Source organism: Lysobacter panacisoli, from assembly GCF_009765165.1.
GTDB lineage: Bacteria > Pseudomonadota > Gammaproteobacteria > Xanthomonadales > Xanthomonadaceae > Lysobacter_J > Lysobacter_J panacisoli.
The window spans coordinates 796,020-816,066 of record NZ_VLNU01000001.1 but is presented as its reverse complement, the minus strand read 5'-3'; the positions used below and the strand labels follow the sequence as shown (position 1 = coordinate 816,066).

Genomic DNA, 20,047 nt, shown 5'->3' with positions numbered 1-20,047 from the left:
CATGTTCGCCGCAGCCGTCGTGTGGTTCGCGTTGATGGGCACCTCGTCGCCTACGACGCAGGCCGACTTCGTCGAAGTGCCGGGTGGGGAGTTCCGCTCCACCGTGCGCTCCGACGCGGGCGACGGCCCGCGCACCGTCACCGGATTCGCCATGTCGCGGCGGCCGGTGACGGTGCGCGAGTACGAGCGCTTCGTGCGTGAGCAACCGCAGTGGCGGCGCGATCGCGTGCCGTCGCTGGTGGCGGACCGTGCGTACCTCGCGCACTGGCATTCTGCCGACGCGGCGGGATCGGATGTCGATCCCGACGCGCCGGTGACGCAGGTGAGCTGGTTCGCCGCCGATGCGTACTGCAACAGCATCGACGCGCGGTTGCCCGACTGGGCCGAATGGGAATACGTGGCCGCGGCGGATGCCACCCGCCGCGACGCGCGCGGTGATTCGTCATGGCGCGCGCGACTGTTCGACGACGGCACGCCGCGTGCGGTGGACGCCCGCGTGGACTCGCCGGCGAACGCATACGGCGTGCGCGGGCTGCACGGTACGGCGTGGGAGTGGGTCGGCGACTACGCCAGCCTGCTCGGCAATGCCGACAAGCGCGGCTCCAACGACGGCGATCGTCTGCAGTTCTGTGGCGCTTCCGGCCTGTCGTTCGCCAACAGCGACGACTACGCCGTCCTCAAGCGGGTCGCCCTGCTGTCGGCGATGGAGCCGCGCAGCACGCTGGGCAACCTGGGTTTCCGTTGCGTGCGGAGTTCGCCATGAGACGTGTGTTGCAAGGATTCCTCCTCTCGCTGTCGCTGCTGCTCGCGGCGACGGCCACCGCCGGTCCGGCCCTCCCGGGCGATTCGGTCTACAACCTCCCGGCATCGATGACCGACCAGTCCGGACGCGTGCTCGCGTGGCAGGATCTGCGCGGCAAGCCGGTGGTGGTGTCGATGTTCTACACCAACTGCCACTTGATGTGCCCGCTGATCATCGCCAGCGGCAAGGCACTGCAGAAGCAGCTTCCGCAAGACCAGCAGTCCGCACTCGATTTCGCCGTCGTCAGCATCGACCCCGCGCGCGATACGCCCGCGGCGTTGGCCGAGGTTTCGCAGCAGCACCGCCTCGACAATGCTCGCTGGCACCTGCTGCGTCCCGAAGCCCGCGACGTCAGGACGCTCGCCTCCGCGCTTGGCGTGCGCTACCGCGCGCAGCCGGATGGCAGCTTCAACCATACCAGCGTGCTGATCCTGCTCGACCGCGACGGCCGTATCGTCGCGCGCAGCGAGGTCGACGGGCTGCAGCCCGATCCCGCCTTCGTCTCCACGGTGCGTGAACACCTGGCGGCGCCAAACTGACCGTCCGCCAATCCCGCTCTACGTAACCACCATCCATCCCCAAGGAGTTGCCATGAAGTTCCTGTCCACCTCGCTGCTGGCGCTCGGCCTGATCGCCGCCGCCGGCCACGCCCAGGCCGCCAACAACTGCACCATCGCCGTGAAGGGCGATGATGCGATGAAGTTCGACGTCAAGGAGGTCAGCGTTTCGGCCTCGTGCCCGACCATCACGATCCAGTTCGCGCACACGGGCAAGATGCCGGCCGCGGCAATGGGCCATAACGTCGTGATCAGCGCGACCAAGGACCTCGACGGCGTGGTGCGCGATGGCGTCAAGGCCGGCCTGCCGAACAACTACGTGCCCAAGGGCGACGCGCGCGTCATCGCTGCCACCAAGATCGTCGGCGGCGGCGAGAAGGCCACCGCGACCTTCCCCGGCAAGAAGCTCACCGCCGGCGGCGACTACTCGTTCTACTGCAGCTTCCCCGGCCATTCGATGCTGATGAAGGGCAAGGTCGTCGTCACCAAGTAAGCCGTACACGGGTCGCCTGCACAGGTGGGCGACCCGATCCCTCGCAAGCGAGTGCCGCGCATGATCCGTCGTGACTGGGTGTCTTCCGCGGTGGCGCGGATCGAGGCGGACTTCAACCGTTCCGCCGACACCCACCTGATTCCGTTCGCGATGCCCGCGTATCCGGGCATCCACGTCTATTTCAAGGACGAGTCGAGCCATCCGACCGGCAGCCTGAAGCACCGGCTCGCGCGCTCGCTGTTCCTGTACGCGCTGGCCAACGGCTGGCTGCACGCGGGCAGCACGGTGATCGAAGCGTCGAGCGGATCGACGGCCGTGTCCGAGGCGTACTTCGCGCGACTGCTCGGCCTGCCTTTCATCGCGGTGATGCCCAAGCACACCTCGCCGGAGAAGATCGCCGCGATCGAGTTCTACGGTGGTTCCTGCCATCTCGTGGACGACGCCGGCAGCATCGACGCGCAGGCGCGCGAACTGGCGCGCACGACGGGCGGCCATTTCATGGACCAGTTCACCTACGCCGAACGTGCGACCGACTGGCGCGCCAACAACAACATCGCCGAATCGATCTTCCGGCAGATGGCGCTGGAGCCGCATCCGGAGCCGGCGTGGATCGTGTGTGGGGCCGGCACGGGCGGCACCGCGGCGACACTGGGGCGCTACCTGCGTTATCGCTGCCACGAAACCCGCACGCTCTGCGTCGATCCGGAACATTCGGCGTTCTTCGACCATTACGCCGCCAGTTGCGGCGCAGGCCTCGCGTCGGCGGGCTGCGCCGGCACCTCGCGCATCGAAGGCATCGGCCGCCCGCGACCGGAGCCGAGCTTCATCCCGACCTGCATCGACGCGATGGCCAAGGTGCCCGACGCCCTCAGCCTGGCAGCGATGCGCCACGTCAGCCAGCGTCTCGGGCGACGCGTCGGCGGATCCACCGGCACCAACTTCGTCGGCGTGCTGCGCTGCGCGTGGGCGTTGCACGCGGCCGGGCAGGGCGGCTCCATCGTCACCATCCTGTGCGATGGCGGCGAACGTTACGGCCACAGCTACTACAACCCCGACTGGTACGCGCGCCACGGTATCGACACCGACGCCGCCGACGCGACGCTCGCACGCGCGTTGCAGGGCGAAGCCATCGATATCCCGCTGGTGCAGGCCGACGGCACGCGTTTCGACGGGCCGACCGCGCCCGCGTTCGGCCGTGAACGCGATGGAGCCTTCCCGCGCTCTCCGACTTGATCTGGATCAGCGCGTCCGGACGGCCGTTGCCTAGGCTGGACGCATCGCTCATCCGGATGCCCGCGTGGACACCTTCCGTTCCAGCCCCCCTCCGCCCGCCACGCCGGTGCTGTCGCCCGAAGCGCTGCACGCGTGCTTCCTCGGCCCCTACGGCGAGAACGACACGCTGCTGGAGAAGCTGGTGGTGGAGTTCCTGCGCGACCACGTGTACTGGCGGCGCAACTTCCATCCCGAGGATCCGCCGGCGATCCCGACCGCGGCCGCGCAGCATCCCGCCTACCAGGCGCTTGAAGCGAACATGCGCCGTGAGCTGCATTCGCTGTCGGCCGCGCTCAAGCGTTCGGTGCCGTTCCACAGCCCGCGCTATATCGGCCACATGGCCTCGGACCTGTTGCTGCCGGGGCTGGCCGCGCAACTGCTGACGTTGCCCTACAACCCCAACAACGTCTGCGAGGACGCCGCACCCGTCACGGTCGAGCTGGAAGTGAAGGTCGGCCTGCAACTCGCGCGGATGCTCGGTTACCCGGCCGATCCGGATGTGCCCGGATGCGCGTTCGGTCATCTCACCTCCGGCGGCACCGTCGCGAACTACCAGGCGCTGCGCCTGGCACTGGCGTTGAAGGCGTTCCCGGTCGCGCTGCGCGCCGCGGGCGTCGGCGTGGCGATCGAGGACGTACGCGGACTCGCGGACGACTGGCAGGCGTTCAACGTCGGCGTCGCGCCGGGCATTGCGCTGGTCGAAGGCTGGCAGCGCTGGCTGGCGACGCTCTCGCCCGAGGAGGCGCAGCGTTGGCGTTCGCGCGTGCAGGCCGAGCGCATCGAGACGCTCGGGCTCACCGGATTCTTCTCGCGCCATCCGACGCTGCGCGTACCGCGCGTGTACGCACCGGTCACCGCACACTACTCGTGGAGCAAGGGCCTGAAGCTGCTCGGCCTCGGTCGCGCGCAGCTCTCGCTGCTGCCGGAGCGCGACATGCGCCTGGATGCCGACGCGCTCGACGAAGCGCTCGACGAATGCCGCCGCACGCGCCAGCCGGTGCTGATGGCGGTGGGTGTGCTCGGCACGACCGAACACGGAATGATCGATCCGATCGACCGCATCGTTGCCGCGCGCGATCGCTCCCAGGCGCAGGGCCTGGGCTTCAGCGTCCACGTGGACGCGGCATGGGGCGGCTATCTGGCGACTATGTTCCGCAATCCGGACGGCAGTCTTCGTTCGCGCGCGGAAGTGGCGCAGGGACTGCAGTCATTCCCGAGCGAATGCGTGCACGCCGCGTTCGCCGCGGTGGGCCGGACCGATTCGGTCACGGTCGATCCGCACAAGCTGGGCTACCTGCCGTATGGCGCGGGCGCGTTCGTGTGCCGCGACAACCGTGCGATGACGCTGCTGTCGGAAGAAGCGGACTACGTGTTCAACGGGCTGGAGGCGGAGGACTACATGACTCGCTTCCGCCAGCTCGGCCAGTACATCCCGGAAGGATCGAAGGCCGGCGCATCGGCGGCGGCGGTCTACGTCATGCACCAGGTGTTGCCTCTGGACCACGCGCGCTTCGGCCAGCTCCCGCGCCAGACCGTCGCCGCTGCCGAAGCGTTCCGTCGCGGCGCCGAACGCGTGGCGTCCGAGTTGTCCGACGTCGCACGCGTATGCGTGCCGTTCGAGCCCGACAGCAACCTCGTCTGCCTTGCGCTGAACCTCGCTGGCAACCGTGATATAGGACGCGCCAACCGCTTCGTGCGCACGCTGCACGACGATCTGCGCTGCGATCCATCGCGCCCGTTGCAGGTGAAGGAATTCTTCGGTTCGATGACGACGTTGCGTCCTGCATCGCTGGGGCAGGAGCGTCTCGCGCGGATCCTTGCAGCGCTGGACCTCGACCCGGAAACGATGGGCGCGGGTGACGACCACGTGGTGATCCTGCGCCACACGCTGATGAATCCCTACCTGATCGATGCGCACAACGGCATCAGCTACATCGATCGCTATTTCGACTATCTGGCCTCGCGCATCCGCACGCTCGCGCGGGCTTCGTGACGCTACCGACTGGAGGATTCATGGAATTCATCGTGGAACTGGACGGACCGGCGACGGATCTGGGCCGCATCGACGAAACGCTGCGCACGGTCGACCCGGCCGCGCTGGTGGACGAGGATGCGGGCCGGTTGCGCATCGCTGGCGCATTCGACGCGCGGACCCTCGTCGTGCTGCTGCTATTGTCGGGACAGCGCGTGGAGCCTGCGCAGGTCCGCCAGCTTCCGTCGGTGTGCTGCGGTGGATGTAGCGGGTAGGGCGGGCTGGCCAGCGCCCTCCGCTGACCCAGGGTTTACGACGCGACACCCGGTTGCATCGAAGCGCGCAGGTCCAGCATCGGGTCCTGCGGAACGTTGATCATGCCGGTCGATGGGCGATCCAGGTCGACGACCAGCGATGCGGCAAGTGTCAGCAGGAGGAACAGGAGCGTCGTCGCCCGGCGTTGATGTCCACGCTCGTAGCCGACCATTCCCGCTGCGAGCAATGCGAAGAGCACCAGCATCCGCATGATCCTGGGCGGAATGTGCGCCTGACGCGTGGCGAAGCGTTCGGCCGCCAGGTCGATGGACTCGTTCGTCGTGGTGACGAGCAGCGACGCGCGCGGAGTATCGCGGAACGGTGCGATCGCGGCCATCAGGCCGACCCACAGTTCATTCTGCAATGTCGCGGCCCGCTGGTACTGCTCGACTTCCGCCTGTGGCGAGGCCGCCGCGCCGAAGGCGATGCGGGTATCCACGTACCGTCGCAGCAGGTCTTCCATTCGCGACCGCTCGGGCGCGTCGAGCAGTTGCATCCGGAGCCACGTCGTACCGATCGCATTGGCTTCCTTGACCACCAGTTCGCGTCGCGACTCGTACCGCGACAATGCGATGGAGAAGGTGAAGCCGATCAGCAGCGCGAGCAGGCCGAGAACGGACGTCATGGCGAACGCGTCACTGTCCTTGCGTGCCTCCGTGTCCGTCGATCCACGGCGGTCATGCAGGAAGCTCCCCGCTTCCCGGGCCAGCAGCATTCCCCCGAAGAGCAGCAATCCCAGCAGCCACAGCGGCGCGTTCTCCAGGCCAGCACCGAATCCCATGTCGCGCTCTCCAGCGTTGAATGTCGATGGCAGGTTGTGCGGCGCCGCTCAATCCGCCGGATGGCACCATCCGACCGCATGCCTTCCATGCGCTGCGCTGCGTGGATGTCAGGTGTACGGACCGATGTGGTAGACCATGCTGATCGATGTCGCCAGCCCGAGCACGAGGATCAGCACCGCGGCGACCAGCGTCATCGACGGCGGGAACGGTGTTTCACCGTGGATCAGGCCGGAACTGCCCAGCACGCCGCGTTGCTTGCGCAGCGCGGCCATGAACCAGGCGTGGTAGATGATCCCCATGATCAGAACCAGCATTCCGATCACGACCAGCGACAGGCCGAAGTTCCGCGCCGACGCGGCGTGATCGATGACCTTCATGTCCTTCAGGCGCTCGAACGCCTTGTGGATCGTGAAGCCGAAGCTGATCAGCGACAGCGAGGTGCGGATCACCGCCATCAAGGTGCGATCGGCAGCCAGCCGTGTTCGCTGGAACGCCATGCCGGTGCGACGCGCCGCAAGTTCGGTCGACGGGTTGCTCAACGGTGAGACGACGGTGGGATCCTGCGTTGACATGGGACGACCTCCATTCGCCAAAGATGGCGATCACATTCAGTGCATGGGTCATCGCGGCCATCCGGCGGAAGAGAAACGCCATCGCCGCTCACGCGCGACTATTTAGTCGGTCGATCGCCTTCATCCACTCACACTGCTTTCACGCGGGCGCTTCACCGTCGTTTTACTTCGCTGGACGGACCATTAACGCCTGTTCGCCGGGGGGCGACGAATTCGATGTTCATGGTTCTCCCCGAGGCCTGGAGGCCCGAAATGGCAGCTGCATCGAAGAAGACCGAAGGCAAGAAGGGCGGTGCGGAGCGCCCGAATATCCTGGTGATGTGGGGCGACGACATCGGCCAGGCGAACCTGAGTTGCTATACCAAGGGGTTGATGGGCTATCGAACGCCCAACATCGACCGGATCGCCAAGGAAGGGATGATCTTCACCGATTCCTACGCGGAGCAGAGTTGCACCGCGGGACGCGCGTCGTTCATCACCGGCCAGTGCGGACTGCGCACCGGCCTGACCAAGGTCGGCCTGCCCGGCGCGGACCTGGGCCTCAAGGCCGAGGACATCACGGTCGCCGAGGCGCTAAAACCGCTTGGCTACCGCACCGGCCAGTTCGGCAAGAACCACCTCGGCGATCGCGACGAACACCTGCCGACCATGCACGGGTTCGATGAGTTCTTCGGCAATCTCTACCACCTCAATGCCGAAGAAGAACCGGAAGAAGTCGACTATCCGAACGCGAAGGACTTCCCCGACTTCAAGAAGAAGTACGGCCCGCGCGGTGTGCTGCATTGCTGGGCGGACGGAAAGGGTGGGCAGAAGATCGAGAACACCGGTCCGCTCACGCGCAAGCGCATGGAAACCTGCGATGACGAGTTCATGGCCGCGGCGAAGAAGTTCATCAAGGCCGCGCACGAGGCTGGCGAGCCGTTCTTCGTATGGTTCAACACCTCGCACATGCACGCCTGGACGCACGTGAAGCCGGAGAGCCGTGGACAGTCCGGTCGCTGGCAGTCCGAGTACCACGACGTGATGATCGACCACGACAAGTGCATCGGCGAGATGCTCGACCTGCTCGACGAACTCGGGATCGCAGACAACACGTTCGTGCAGTACAGCACCGACAACGGGCCGCACATGAACACCTGGCCCGATGCGGGCACGACGCCGTTCCGCAACGAGAAGAACTCGAGCTGGGAAGGCGCGTATCGCATTCCGTGCATGGTGCGCTTCCCGGGCAGGATCGAGGCGGGCTCGGAGTCGAACGAGATCGTCAGTCACCTCGACTGGTTCCCCACCATCCTTGCCATCGCGGGCGACCCTGACGTCAAGGAGAAACTCAAGAAGGGGCTGAAGATCGGCGGCAAGACCTTCAAGGTCCACCTCGATGGTTACAACCTGCTGCCGTATTTGACGGGGAAAGAAGCGAAGAGCCCGCGTCCCGGGTTCATCTACTTCACCGACGAAGGCGATGTCGCGGCGTTGCGCTACGACAACTGGAAGATGCTGTTCATGGAGCAGCGCGTGCCAGGCACGCTCAAGATCTGGCAGGAGCCGTTCGTGGTGCTGCGCACGCCCTATATCTTCAACCTGCGGATGGATCCATATGAGCGTGCCGAGATCACCTCGAACACGTTCTACGACTGGATGTTCAGGCACATCTACCTGCTGGTGCCCGCGCAGGCGATCGTCCAGGAGTTCCTGATGACCTTCAAGGAATTCCCGCCTCGGCAGAAGGCGGCCAGCTTCAGTCTCGATCGGGTGCTGGAGAAGATGAAGGACGCGTCGTCGGGCTCGTGAGCTCGACGTTCGACACGTTGCGGCCTGTGCGCATGCGCGGGCCGCAACCTCACGCGAGGGCCGATTTCGCGCGCGTGTGTATTCCGCGCCGAGTGGAACCTGAGTAACGCATCGAACCTCGCATGCGGGGAGACGCGCTGCGATCCATTCAGCGGTGCATGCGCGCGAAGACCTAGAGATATCGTTGGAAAGTCGTGAACAGTTCGTTCACGACGCGATTGGTATCTAACGAGAAATCGTGAACAACGGCTAAATTCCGGCGTCGTCAGGGGCGAGGCCGAGACGGCCATAACCGCGCATCGGTGTCACGGAAACGTGAACGTCGATGCTCGACTGGCGTGGGCTTGATGAAGTCGTACGTCTGTCCGGGCAGTCGCAGAGCGATGGAACGTTCACGGCCGTTCGGGCACACGAGGCGTGCGTTCGCGTTTGCGTTGTTCGTGCTGCTCTTCGTCCTCGCAGGCTGGGCGGCGCCGTCGCATGCGGCGAACCTGCAGGTGTCCGAGTTCTCCGACACCGGCTCCGATCCGACGCCGGCCGGTGGCGTGATCACCTATGAGGTGACCGTCCTCAACAGCGATCTGGACACGGTCGACGACACGTTCGTGCTGTTCGATCTGCCGCCCGGTGCGACTGCGGTGAACCTGCCCGCGAACTGCTCGGTCGATCCGGTGGTTAGCACACGCGTGGTGTGCAGCCTGGGCAGCGTGACCGGCACCGATCCACCGACGCCTACCACCTTCCAATTGCAGGTGAGCACCGCGGGGCTCGCACCCGGCACCGTGGTCACCACCGCCGCCATCGGCCATGCGCCGCTGCCGCCGGCGACGACGCCGCTGAATACGTTGCCGCCGAGCGATCCGTTCTTCGCCGGCGACACCAACGTCGGCGACAACGTCGTCTCGCAGAACACCACGCTGATCGATGCGGGCGATCTCGCACTGACGAAGACAGCGTCGCCGAACCCGGTGGTCGCGGGCACCGAAGTCACCTACACCGTCACCGTCGTCAACAACGGCCCGAGTCCGTCGAGCAATTTCGCCGTCAACGACGTGCTGCCCGCCGGCACGACATTCGTACCGGGCAGCGCATCGGGCACGGGTTGGACCTTCAACGCACAGAACGGCACCTTCGCAGGCCCACTCGCGGTCGGCGCCAGCGCGACGTACACATTCCGCGCGACGGTCACCGCCGCAAGCGGCGACCTGGTGAATACGGCAACAGTCACCGCCAACGGCACGCCCGATCCGAATCCCGGCAACAACACCGGCAGCGCGACGGTCACGGTGGCGGCCGGTGCGGATCTGCAGATGACCAAGACAGCCGCACCTGTTCCCGCGCTGCCGGGGCAGCTCATCACGTTCGAGTTGACCGTCACCAACAACGGTCCAAGCCCCGCGGCGGCGGTGAATTTCAGCGACCCAATGCCGGCCGGATTCATCATCCAGTCCACGACGGCGGCGGCTGGCTGGGTATGCACGACGCCCGGCGACACCGCGTTCAACTGCGTCCTGACGCCACCGGCCACGCTCGCCGTCGGCGAGAGCGCGACGTTCACCGTGACGGCACTGGTGCCGTCGACCGGGCCGGGAAGCTCCGGCAACCAGATCAACACCGCAACCGTCGATTCGCCGACGCCCGATCCGGTGCCGGGCAACAACGCCGGCACCGTGAACTTCACGGTGATTCCCGACGGCGCCGACCTCGCGTTGACCAAGTCGAAGTCGCCCAGCGTGATTCCGATCTGGCCGGGTCCGGGCCCGACGCCGCCGGCGGGAAGCGGCTACATCGCCACCTCGACCATCAACGTGACCAACAACGGCCCGCGTCCCGCGACGGGCGATGTTCAGGTCGTCGACGTACTGGCGCCGGGCGAAGAGTACTTCCCGTCCGACACCACGCCGTGGACGTGTTCGGCCACACCGTACGCAGCGCCACCGGCGCAGCAGGTGGTGACCTGCACGCTGAACGCGAGCGCGCTGCCGTTGCCGGTGGGGCCGGCGCCGCCGCTGCGCATCCAGTCCTTTGCGCACCCGGAGGCCGACGGCACGACGTTGACCAACAACGCGTGCACGGGTGGCTCCGGCGGTTCCAGCGAGCCCACCACCGACGGCGGTGTCGGCGATCAGGAGCCGGGCAACGACTGCAACGGCTCCGGCGTGCGTCCGAGCCCGCTGCGATCCGACCTCAGCGTGACCAAGCAGACGAATGGTGCAGGCGACGCCGACAACACGCTGCCGATCGACTACACCGGCATGAGCTACACCATCGTGGTGAGCAATGCCGGCCCCGACGCCACGATCGGCGTGATCCTGGAAGACACGCTGCCGGGCTTCCTGCCGGGACGCACCAGCGCGAGCGTGACCGCGCCGCCCGGATGGACCTGCACCGTCAGCGGCACGGGCACGTTGAACTGCCAGTCGGGCACCACGCCACTGCCACCCGGTCCCGGCGTGAGCATCGTGGTGAACCTCACCGGCCCGCTCGCGGACAGCGCGTCGCGCGCGCCGGAAGCGTGCGGTGCGATCACGACGCCCGCGGGTTCCTGGTGTAACCGCGCCGGCGTGGCGATCGACCCGAACGTGGCGGGATCGTCGGGCGAAGTGGATGTCTCGAACAATCAGGGCGCCGATTTCGTCCGCGTCCCGCGCGTGGCCAACGTGCAGACGACCGCGAAGACCATCGTGACCGGCTCGCCCGGTGCGGTGGGGCAGGACACGGTGTACCGCATCGACTACACCAACCAGGGGCCGTCGCTGGCGCCGGCGGTGGTGTTCAGGGATGTGATCTCGCTGGTGGACAACGACCCGGGCTTCCTCCTGACCGTCATCAGCCGCACCGGCGCGGGCGCGCAGAACTGCAACGCGCTCACCAGCCCGACCGTGGCCGCGCAACCCGGTGCCGGCGGCATCATCTATACGACGGTCGGGAGCACCGCCGGCACGGTCACCATCGTCTGCACGCCGCTGGACATGCCCGGCGGACAGACCGAAAGCCTCAACGTCACGCTGCGCCCGCGCGCGAACCTGACCAGCCTGCCGACGCGGGTCTACAACAACCTCGCCGACTTCTTCTTCGACTACGACAATGACGGCAATGCCGACCTGAGCGGTGGCATCGATGGCAACGGTGCGTTCGAATACAACGACATCGACACGGACGCAGACGACGAGAAGAGCGCGTCGCTGACGATCGAGGTCGGCGACGTCGATCTGATCGTCAACAAACTCGATGTCGGGTTCCCGAACGGCGTCGATCCGCTGGGCTACGACCCCACCGATCCCTCCGCCAACTTCATCACCTACCAGATCACCGTGCAGAACCTGGGGCCGTCGGTGGCCACCGGCGTCGTCGTCACCGACACGATCACGCCGCCACCCGGGCGCACGGTGCAGCTGATCGGCGAGTCGGACAACCCCAACGGACCGTTCCAGCTCACGGCCGGCATCTGCCAGATCACGGGCAGCAACCCGACCACCGGGGCGCCGTTGCAGGTGGCCTGCCTGGTGCCGGGCGCGGGCTTCCCGAACAACGTGAACGGCGTGATCGCGCCCGGTGCGACCTCCACGGCCTATCTGCAATTCCAGTACCAGTCGCAGCCCGGCGCGGGCGGCGACACGATCCTCAACGTCGCCAGTGCGGACTCCATCGAGCCGGAGGCCGACGCAGCCAACAACACCGAGAACGAGACCACCAGCGTTCGCAGTCGCGTCGATCTGGGCGTGACCAAGCATGTCGTGTCGGGCGCGACGCCGCCGGCGGCCGATCCCAACGCGGCACTACCGCCGGACATCACCACGGTGTCGATCCGCGAGCCGTTCTATTTCGTGTTCGATGTCGTCAACAACGGTCCGGGCAACAGCGTGTCGCTGGATCGCACCGGGAGCAGTCCGCTCAATGGCGACGGCACGATCATCAGCGACAGCCTGCCGCCGGGCGTGGTCGTCACCGGCGCGGCGACCTGGCAGAAGGTCGGCCCGGCCGTGGCCGCGGTGCCGGACGGGCAACCCAACGGGTCCGGTGCCTGCCTGCTCGCCGGACAGAACCTGAGCTGTTCCGCCGGCGATGTGACGTTCAATCCGGGCCAGCCGGGCCGCGTGCGCGTGATCGTGCCGGTGCGGTTCGACACGGTTCCGGCCGGCGGCACGGTCAACAACACCGCCACGGTGACGACGCAGCAGGTCGACAACGTGCCGGGCAACAACACCAGCACGGTGCCGATCACGGTGACCGCCTCGTCGCTGGCCGGCACGGTGTTCCAGGACCGCGACCGCAGCACCGGCAACGGTGGCATTCCGCAGGATGCGTCGATCGAGCCACGGATTCCCGGCGTGGTGCTCGCGCTGAGTGGTGTCGATGCGTTCGGCAATCCGGTCAATCTGAACGCGACGACCGACGCCAATGGCGACTACCTGTTCGCCGACCTCTCACCGTCGAACGCATCGGGTTACACCATCGTCGAAACCCAGCCCGCCGGTTTCGTGAACGGCCCAATCGATCCACCCACCACCGGGCCCCAGGCGCCATCGCTCGGGGGCAACTATGCGCGCGGCACGCCGGATTCCAGCTACGCCGCGATATCGGTTCCGGCGGCCACCGCGGGTGTGCGCTACCACTTCCCCGAACTGAGCAACGCGAGCCTGTCGGGTTTCCTCTACGTCGACGCCGACTTCAACAACGTGCGAACGGTGGGCACCGACCCGGTCATCGCCGGCGCCACGGTCGAACTGCTCAACGCCGGCACGTCGACCGTCGTGCAGACCGTCACCGCCGACGCGAACGGCGCGTACCTGTTCAGCAACCTCGACCCGAACGTGGTCTACACGCTGCGCGAACCGTTGCCGACAGGCACGTTCCGCAACCGTCCGAGCGCGATCAATCCCGGCACGATCAACGGCGTCGCCTGCACCACCGGCTGCACGCCAGGGACCGCCGTGGGCGGCGATGCGGCGACGACCGACCGCATCAGCGTGATCGACCTGAGTGCAGGCGTCGGAACGGGCGAGGGACTGAACTTCAACTTCGGCGAAGAGCCCAGCGGAAGTTCGTTGTCCGGCCGCGTGTGGCTGGACATCAGCAACGACGGCACCATCGACGGCGCCGAAACCGGCATCGCGAGCGTCACCGTGACGCTGACCGGCACCGATCAGGGCGGCGTGGCGGTGAACCAGAGCATCACCACCGATGCCAACGGCAACTATCTGTTCGCCGGACTCGTCCCGGGCACCTACACGATCACCGAGCCCGACCAGCCGCCGGGCACGCTCAACGGCGCTACGGTGGCCGGCAATGCCGGCGGCACCGCCACCGATGTCCTGACGGTGCCATCGGCGATCAGTGCCATCGCGCTCGGGCTGGACCAGGCCGGCATCAATTACGACTTCGGCGAGATACCGGCGGCGAGCATCCGCGGCCGCGTGTACTACGACAACAACAAGAACGGTGTCGTCGACGCGGACGAGACCGGCATTCCGAACGTCACCATCACGCTGGAAGGCGACGACGACCTGCCCACCACGCTGGCCGCGGCGAACGCCATCACGCCGCTGGCGGCGGTGGCGGCGCGCAGCGTGGTCAGCGACGCGAGCGGCAATTACGTCTTCGACAACCTGCGTCCCGGCACCTACACCGTCACCGAGCCCGACCAGCCGCCGGACACCACCAACGGCGTCACCACGGCTGGCACCGTCAACGGCGCGCCGATGGGCGTGGCCACTCCGATCGAGGTCGTGCCCTCGGCGATCAGCAACATCGTGCTGCTGCCCGGGCAGACCGCCGTCGACGAAAACTTCGGCGAGGTCGCCGACACGCCGGATCTGGTCGTCAGCAAGAGTGCCGACCCGGCGCGCTTCACGGTCAACAATGCCGCCACCTACACCATCCGCGTGCGCAACATCGGCCCGCGTCCGACCGCCGGGCAGTACCAGGTGGACGATCGCCTGCCGGTCGGCGTGACGCTCGCCGCCGTGCCCACCGGCAACGGTTGGACGTGCGCCGGCGCGGTCGGTGCGGACCGCTTCAGCTGCACGAGCCAGACGCTGATCCTCAATGGTGCGACCTCGCCCGACACCATCACGGTGCCGGTGACAGTCGGTGCCGCCGCCGCACCGGCATCGCCGGTGCACAACGCGGTGATCGTGCGCGGTGGCGGTGAGGATGCCGCGCATTCGCCATCGGCGGCGGAGCAGGGCGCGTTCGACGGCGACGTCACGCAGCTGCCGCTGTGCGATCCGGCCATCACCCAGAATGCGTGCCGCATCCAGTCGGAAGTGCAGGCCGCGGCCTCGCTGTCGGGCACGGTGTGGTTCGACGTGGGCAGCGAGGATGCGCTGCTCGACGGCGGCGACCAGCGCCTGCAGGGCTGGACGGTGGAAGTGCTCGACCAGGCGACGGGCACCGTGGTGCGCACCGGAACGACCGCGGCGGACGGCAGTTACCGCTTCGAAGACCTGCTGCCCGCGACGCGCTTCCTCGTGCGTTTCCGCCATCCGCAGAGCGGCGTGCTATGGGGCTTCCCGGTGACCGGCGAAACAGCGGCCGGACCGGCCGCTCCGTGCCAGACCGATGCCGCTGTCGCCAGCGGCACCGCCAGCACGTGCCGCGTCGACGAGAATGGCATCACCCAGCTCGAAGTCGTGCTGCGCTCCGGCGATAACCTGCCGCAGCAGAGCCTGCCCGTGGATCCCAGCGGCGTGGTGTACGACGCAGTGTCGCGCGATCCGGTGCCCAACTCGATCGTCACGCTGGCGCCGGTCGGCATCTGCGCGAACTACGACCCGGCGACGTCGATCCTCAACGGCGGGCAGGGCGGCTACAACGTCGAAGGCAACAACATTTCGATGCAGGTCGGCTCGGACGGCTATTACCTGTTCCTGTTCGGGCCGGGCGCGCCGCCGCGCTGCGAGTTCTCGCTCACGGTGACGCCGCCGGGCGGCTACACCTTCCGCTCCTCGCTGATTCCGCCCGAAGGCAGCGCCCTGTCGCCGCCGGGCGCGGTCGGCACGACCTTCCAGGTGCAGCCGCAACCGACGCCGCCCACCGGCCCGGTGGGACCCGCCACGACCTATTACCTCGGGCTGTTCGCCGGCTCCGGCACAGCCAACATCGTGCACAACCACCTGCCGCTGGATCCCTCCGTGCCACCGGGACTGGTCATCACCAAGACCGGCGACCGGCAGATCGTCGAAGTCGGCGACACCCTGCTCTACACCATCACGATCCGGCAGACGGCGGGCGAGGCGCTCGACACGGTCAACGTCGTCGACAACCTGCCGCCAGGTTTCACCTACATCGACGGCACCGCGCGCGCCGACGGGCGCGGCATCGCCGATCCGCTCGGAAAACCCGGTCCGCGCCTGGTGTTCAACGTCGGGCCGATCCGTCCGGGCCAGCAGATCCAGCTCAGCTACCGCGTGCGTATCGGCGTGGGTTCGATGCAGGGCGACGGCATCAATCGCGCGCAGGCGTTCGGTTGCTCGATCGACGGCGGCTGCGTCGACCCGGGCACGCTGCAGCCGCTGCCGGGCACGGTGCCGTCCAACCGCGCGCAGTACCGCGTACGGGTGACGGGCGGCGTGTTCACCGACGAAGGTTGCGTGCTCGGCAAGATCTTCGTCGACGGCAACAACAACCATGTGCAGGACAGCGAAGAGCTGGGCATTCCGGGCGTGCGCTTCTACTTCGAGGACGGCACGTGGATGGTGTCGGACTCCGAAGGCAAGTACAGCTACTGCGGGCTGCCGCCGAAGAGCCACACGCTGAAGGTCGATGCCAGCACGTTGCCGACGGGCTCGCGCCTGACCACCAGCAGCAACCGCAACCTGGGCGATGCGAACAGCCTGTTCATCGACCTCAAGAACGGCGAGCTGCACCGGGCCGACTTCATCGAAGGCAGCGGTTCGAACGAAGTGCTGGAACAGGTCAAGGCGCGCCGCACTCAGGGTGAAACCTCCGCACCGGAGACCGAAATACAGGGCGCGCCGCTGAGCTTCCAGACGCAGCCGCTGGGCGCGCCGTCGGGTGCGACGACCACCGCGCGGCAGTTGCCGTCGATCGTGGCGCCGCGCGGCACTGCGCGTCCGGCCGGTGTCGGTATCGGCGGCGGCATCGATACGCGCGTTCCGGCAACGACGGCAGATGCGGCATCGCCGACCGGGGATGTCGCGCCATCCAGTGACATCGCGCCGACGCCAATCGATGCGACACCCGCCACCGAACCGGTCGATCACCGCTTCGAGCCAGCGCTCGGCACACCGGCCGCGCTATACCCGCAAACGCCATCGACGACCGGTGAACCGCCACACGCCGTCGAAGTGCAGTCTGGCAACGTCGACTACAGCGTCAACACGGATGTCGAAATCGTGCGGGTCGACGTCGATCGCGACGGCGTTCCCGCCGATGGACAATCGCCGGTGCACGTGATCGTGCAGCTGCTCGGCGAAGACGAACGGCCGCTGGCAGGCGAACGTTTCGCCACCATCGAATACAGCGGCGGTCGCGTGCAGCTGCCGGGCGGACGCACGGACGAACTCGGTCCGGGCCGGCTCGATGCGGATCGCGTCACGCCGGGCATCCAGTTGCCCGTGAAGGACGGTCGCGCCGAGTTCGATCTGCTCGCGCCCGATGTTCCGCAGGACGTGCTGCTGCGCATCACCGCCGGCGGCGTGGCGGCCGAGAACACGGTGAGCTTCCTGCCGGAGATGCGGGATCTGCTCGCGACCGGCCTGATCGAAGGCGTGGTCAACTTCCGCAACGGGGGCTCGCTCGATCCAGTGCGTCGCGACGATGGCTTCGATCGCGACATCCGCCGCTGGGAGCGCGAGTTCAACAGCGGCAAGGCCAATGCCGCCGCGCGCACGGCGTTCTTCGTCAAGGGCACGATCAAGGGCGAGTACCTGCTCACGGCCGCCTACGACTCCGACAAGGAAGTGCGCGGTCGTCTGCTGCGCGACATCCGGCCCGAGGAGTTCTATCCCGTCTACGGCGATTCCTCGCTGCGCGGCTTCGACGCGCAGTCGGCCGAGCGCCTGTACGTGCGCATCGACAAGAACCGCAGCTACCTGCTGTACGGCGATTTCCAGACCGGCGATTCGCTGGCCTCGCAGACCGGCGTGGCACAGGACGGCAAGATCGTCATGCGCAGCCTGGGCAACTACAACCGCACCGCGACGGGCTTTGGCTGGCACTTCGAAGGCAAGCGCGTGCGCGGCAATGTGTTCGCGATGGAGGACTCGCTGCGGCAGGTGATCGACGAGTTCCCAAGCCAGGGCAGCGGGCCGTACGGCCTCAGCAATAGCGCGGTGCTCGAAGGCAGCGAGCGCGTGGAGGTCGTCACGCGCGATCGCAACCAGCCCAGCCGGATCATCACCGTGCGTCCGCTGGCGCGACTGGTGGACTACAGCTTCGAGCCGTTCTCCGGACGGATACTGCTCAACCAGTTCCTGCCGGGTTTCGACAGCGAGCTCAATCCGATCTCGCTGCGCATCACCTATGAACTCGACCAGGGCACGGAGAAGTTCTGGGTCTACGGCGTGGATGCGCAGTTCCGCCTGACGAAGAATGTGGAAGCGGGTGCGGCTTACGTGAACGACGAGAACCCGTTCGCGCCGTTCCGCATGGGCAGCGCGAACCTGGGCTTCCGATTCGGCAAGAACACCTGGATGGTGCTGGAAGCGGCGCGTACCGAAAGCGAGGTCAATACCAACTCGATCAACCAGTTCGCGACGCCTGGGCTGAAGGACCTCAGCGGCGAAGTCGAAGGCGATGCCTACCGGCTCGAGTTCGGCCACGACGGCAAGACTTTCGATGCATCCGTGTTCGCTGGTCGCAGCGATCCGGCGTTCAACAACCCGTCCTCGCCGTTGTACGGCGGGCGAGGGGAGTACGACCTGGAGCTGACCTGGGCCGTCAACGAACGCTTCGAGATCTACGTCGAAGCGCTGCGCAGCGAGGACCGCAACCCCGACGGCGGTGACCGCAACGCCGGCGGTGCGGGCGTGCGCATCGATGCGACCAAGCGGTTGACGCTGGACCTGGGCGTGCGCTCGATCCGCGAAACGATCGGCGCGTATTCGCCGTGGTCGATCTCGCCCCCGTTCGGCGGCACGGGCGGGCTGAGCGGTGGCTTCGCGACCGGCGCCGCGGGCGGTGCGCTGGGGTATGGCCAACAGCCGCTGGATCCGCTCACCGGCCTCCCAGTCATCCGCAGCGAAGGCACGGTGCCCAACTCCGACCTGCCCATCGGCACGGAACTGGAATCCGACACGGTGCACGCGGGCGCCGGTTACAAGATCAACGACAAGTTCGTGATCGGTGGCGAGTACGAGCAGGACGTCAACGGCGAGGATCGCAATCGCGTGGCGCTGGGTGTCGATTACCGCCTCAAGGAGCGCAATCGACTCTACGGCCGCTACGAGAAGCAGACCGGCCTGGCCAGCGCCTACGGCATCACCACGACGGATCGCGAAGCCGATGCGCTGGTATTCGGCATCGACAGCACGTACGTCAAGGACACGCAGGTGTTCAGCGAATACCGGATGCGTGATGCGATCAGTGGACGCGACGTGCAGATGGCCTCGGGCATCCGCAACGATTGGGACATCACGGAGGGCCTGCGCCTGAGCACCGCCGCCGAGCACGTCAAGATCTACGACGGCGACACCGGCGATACCACTGCGTTGGCGTTCGGCCTGGACTACAGCGCCAACCCGCTGTGGCGCGGTGCGATGCGCCTGGAATACCGGGTCTCCGGCGATGTCGAGGGCACGGCCACCGACGAGGAGTTCAACACCACGCTGTTCCAGCTGCTATGGGCGCGCAAGCTCAACCGCGATTGGACGCTGCTCGCGCGCAACTACCTGCTGGCGACCGACTACCAGTCGCGTGGCGACGTGTTGCAGGATCGCTTCCAGCTCGGCGTGGCCTATCGCGACACCGACCACAACCGCATCAACGCGCTGGCCCGTTACGAGTACAAGATCGAATCCGACAAGAGCGGCATTGGCATCGCCGGGCTTCCGCAGCAGAACGTCGGCCAGGACATCCGCACCGCCGCGCACATTCTCTCCACGCACGCCGACTGGCATCCGTCGCGGCCGTGGTGGCTGACCGGTCGCGTCGCGGCGAAGTGGCAGGAAGACCGATTCAGCTACAACGACGGCGGACGCGTGGACGACCGCTTCCGTGGCGTCCTGGTGTCGGGCCGCGTGGTCTACGACATCACGGAGAACTGGGACGTCGGCGTGCTCGCATCCACTTTCCAGGGCGACTACGACGCCAACCAGTACGCCTATGGCGTCGAGATCGGCCGCCTGCTGAGACAGAACCTGTGGCTGTCGGTGGGCTACAACTTCGTCGGCTTCGAAGGCGACCCCGACCTGACCGGCTACGAATACACCGACGAAGGCGCCTTCATACGGCTGCGCTTCAAGTTCGACGAGAACCTGTTCCAACGCGACGACGACCGTTACCGCAAGCCGGCGCAGAAGTGAGG

General features: G+C 67.0%; 10 protein-coding genes. 8 read left to right on the top strand and 2 right to left on the bottom strand.

The window, feature by feature from the left end; genetic code table 11:
• Position 1 precedes the first annotated feature (1 nt).
• The 6 genes from FOF45_RS04025 to FOF45_RS04000 all read left to right on the top strand — a co-directional run bounded on the left by FOF45_RS04025 (position 2) and on the right by FOF45_RS04000 (position 5,371).
• On the top strand, positions 2-763 hold the full coding sequence (locus FOF45_RS04025) for a formylglycine-generating enzyme family protein (RefSeq protein WP_233264042.1): 762 nt from the start codon (positions 2-4) through the stop codon (positions 761-763).
• 5 nt (positions 764-768) lie between these two features.
• Positions 769-1,341: an SCO family protein gene (locus FOF45_RS04020; protein WP_233264198.1), complete on the top strand. Its 573-nt coding sequence runs from the start codon at positions 769-771 to the stop codon at positions 1,339-1,341.
• A gap of 52 nt (positions 1,342-1,393) precedes the next feature.
• Positions 1,394-1,852 (top strand): azurin, encoded by a 459-nt coding sequence (gene azu, locus FOF45_RS04015; protein ID WP_158982712.1) that lies wholly within the window; start codon positions 1,394-1,396, stop codon positions 1,850-1,852.
• Positions 1,853-1,912: 60 nt separating this feature from the next.
• Positions 1,913-3,085: a PLP-dependent cysteine synthase family protein gene (locus tag FOF45_RS04010; protein WP_158982711.1), complete on the top strand. Its 1,173-nt coding sequence runs from the start codon at positions 1,913-1,915 to the stop codon at positions 3,083-3,085.
• 64 nt (positions 3,086-3,149) lie between these two features.
• The gene (locus FOF45_RS04005) at positions 3,150-5,117 is read left to right on the top strand and encodes a pyridoxal phosphate-dependent decarboxylase family protein (RefSeq protein WP_233264041.1); all 1,968 of its coding nucleotides are present in this window, start codon (positions 3,150-3,152) and stop codon (positions 5,115-5,117) included.
• 20 nt (positions 5,118-5,137) lie between these two features.
• Positions 5,138-5,371 (top strand): hypothetical protein, encoded by a 234-nt coding sequence (locus FOF45_RS04000; RefSeq protein WP_158982710.1) that lies wholly within the window; start codon positions 5,138-5,140, stop codon positions 5,369-5,371.
• A gap of 35 nt (positions 5,372-5,406) precedes the next feature.
• Here FOF45_RS04000 and FOF45_RS03995 read toward each other — a convergent pair whose 3' ends face one another.
• Together FOF45_RS03995 and FOF45_RS03990 are read right to left on the bottom strand one after the other, a co-directional pair.
• Positions 5,407-6,126: a bestrophin-like domain gene (locus tag FOF45_RS03995; protein ID WP_158982709.1), complete on the bottom strand. Its 720-nt coding sequence runs from the start codon at positions 6,124-6,126 to the stop codon at positions 5,407-5,409.
• A 174-nt stretch (positions 6,127-6,300) separates the two neighbouring features.
• Positions 6,301-6,765: a YidH family protein gene (locus FOF45_RS03990; RefSeq protein ID WP_199244424.1), complete on the bottom strand. Its 465-nt coding sequence runs from the start codon at positions 6,763-6,765 to the stop codon at positions 6,301-6,303.
• A gap of 252 nt (positions 6,766-7,017) precedes the next feature.
• Here FOF45_RS03990 and FOF45_RS03985 point away from each other — a divergent pair, with 252 nt between their 5' ends.
• Together FOF45_RS03985 and FOF45_RS03980 are read left to right on the top strand one after the other, a co-directional pair.
• Complete coding sequence (locus tag FOF45_RS03985) at positions 7,018-8,556, top strand: arylsulfatase (RefSeq protein ID WP_158982708.1); 1,539 nt, start codon at positions 7,018-7,020, stop codon at positions 8,554-8,556.
• A gap of 440 nt (positions 8,557-8,996) precedes the next feature.
• Positions 8,997-20,045, top strand: a complete 11,049-nt coding sequence (locus tag FOF45_RS03980) for an SdrD B-like domain-containing protein (protein ID WP_158982707.1) — start codon at positions 8,997-8,999, stop codon at positions 20,043-20,045.
• Positions 20,046-20,047 lie beyond the last annotated feature (2 nt).

Excerpts from the sequence above, each read along its gene's own strand:
- FOF45_RS03995 (WP_158982709.1), bottom strand. The coding sequence starts at position 6,126 with ATGCTGCTGGCCCGGGAAGCGGGGAGCTTCCTGCATGACCGCCGTGGA.
- FOF45_RS04025 (WP_233264042.1), top strand. The coding sequence starts at position 2 with ATGTTCGCCGCAGCCGTCGTGTGGTTCGCGTTGATGGGCACCTCGTCG.
- FOF45_RS04010 (WP_158982711.1), top strand. The coding sequence starts at position 1,913 with ATGATCCGTCGTGACTGGGTGTCTTCCGCGGTGGCGCGGATCGAGGCG.
- FOF45_RS04000 (WP_158982710.1), top strand. The coding sequence starts at position 5,138 with ATGGAATTCATCGTGGAACTGGACGGACCGGCGACGGATCTGGGCCGC.
- FOF45_RS03990 (WP_199244424.1), bottom strand. The coding sequence starts at position 6,765 with ATGTCAACGCAGGATCCCACCGTCGTCTCACCGTTGAGCAACCCGTCG.
- FOF45_RS03985 (WP_158982708.1), top strand. The coding sequence starts at position 7,018 with ATGGCAGCTGCATCGAAGAAGACCGAAGGCAAGAAGGGCGGTGCGGAG.
- azu (WP_158982712.1), top strand. The coding sequence starts at position 1,394 with ATGAAGTTCCTGTCCACCTCGCTGCTGGCGCTCGGCCTGATCGCCGCC.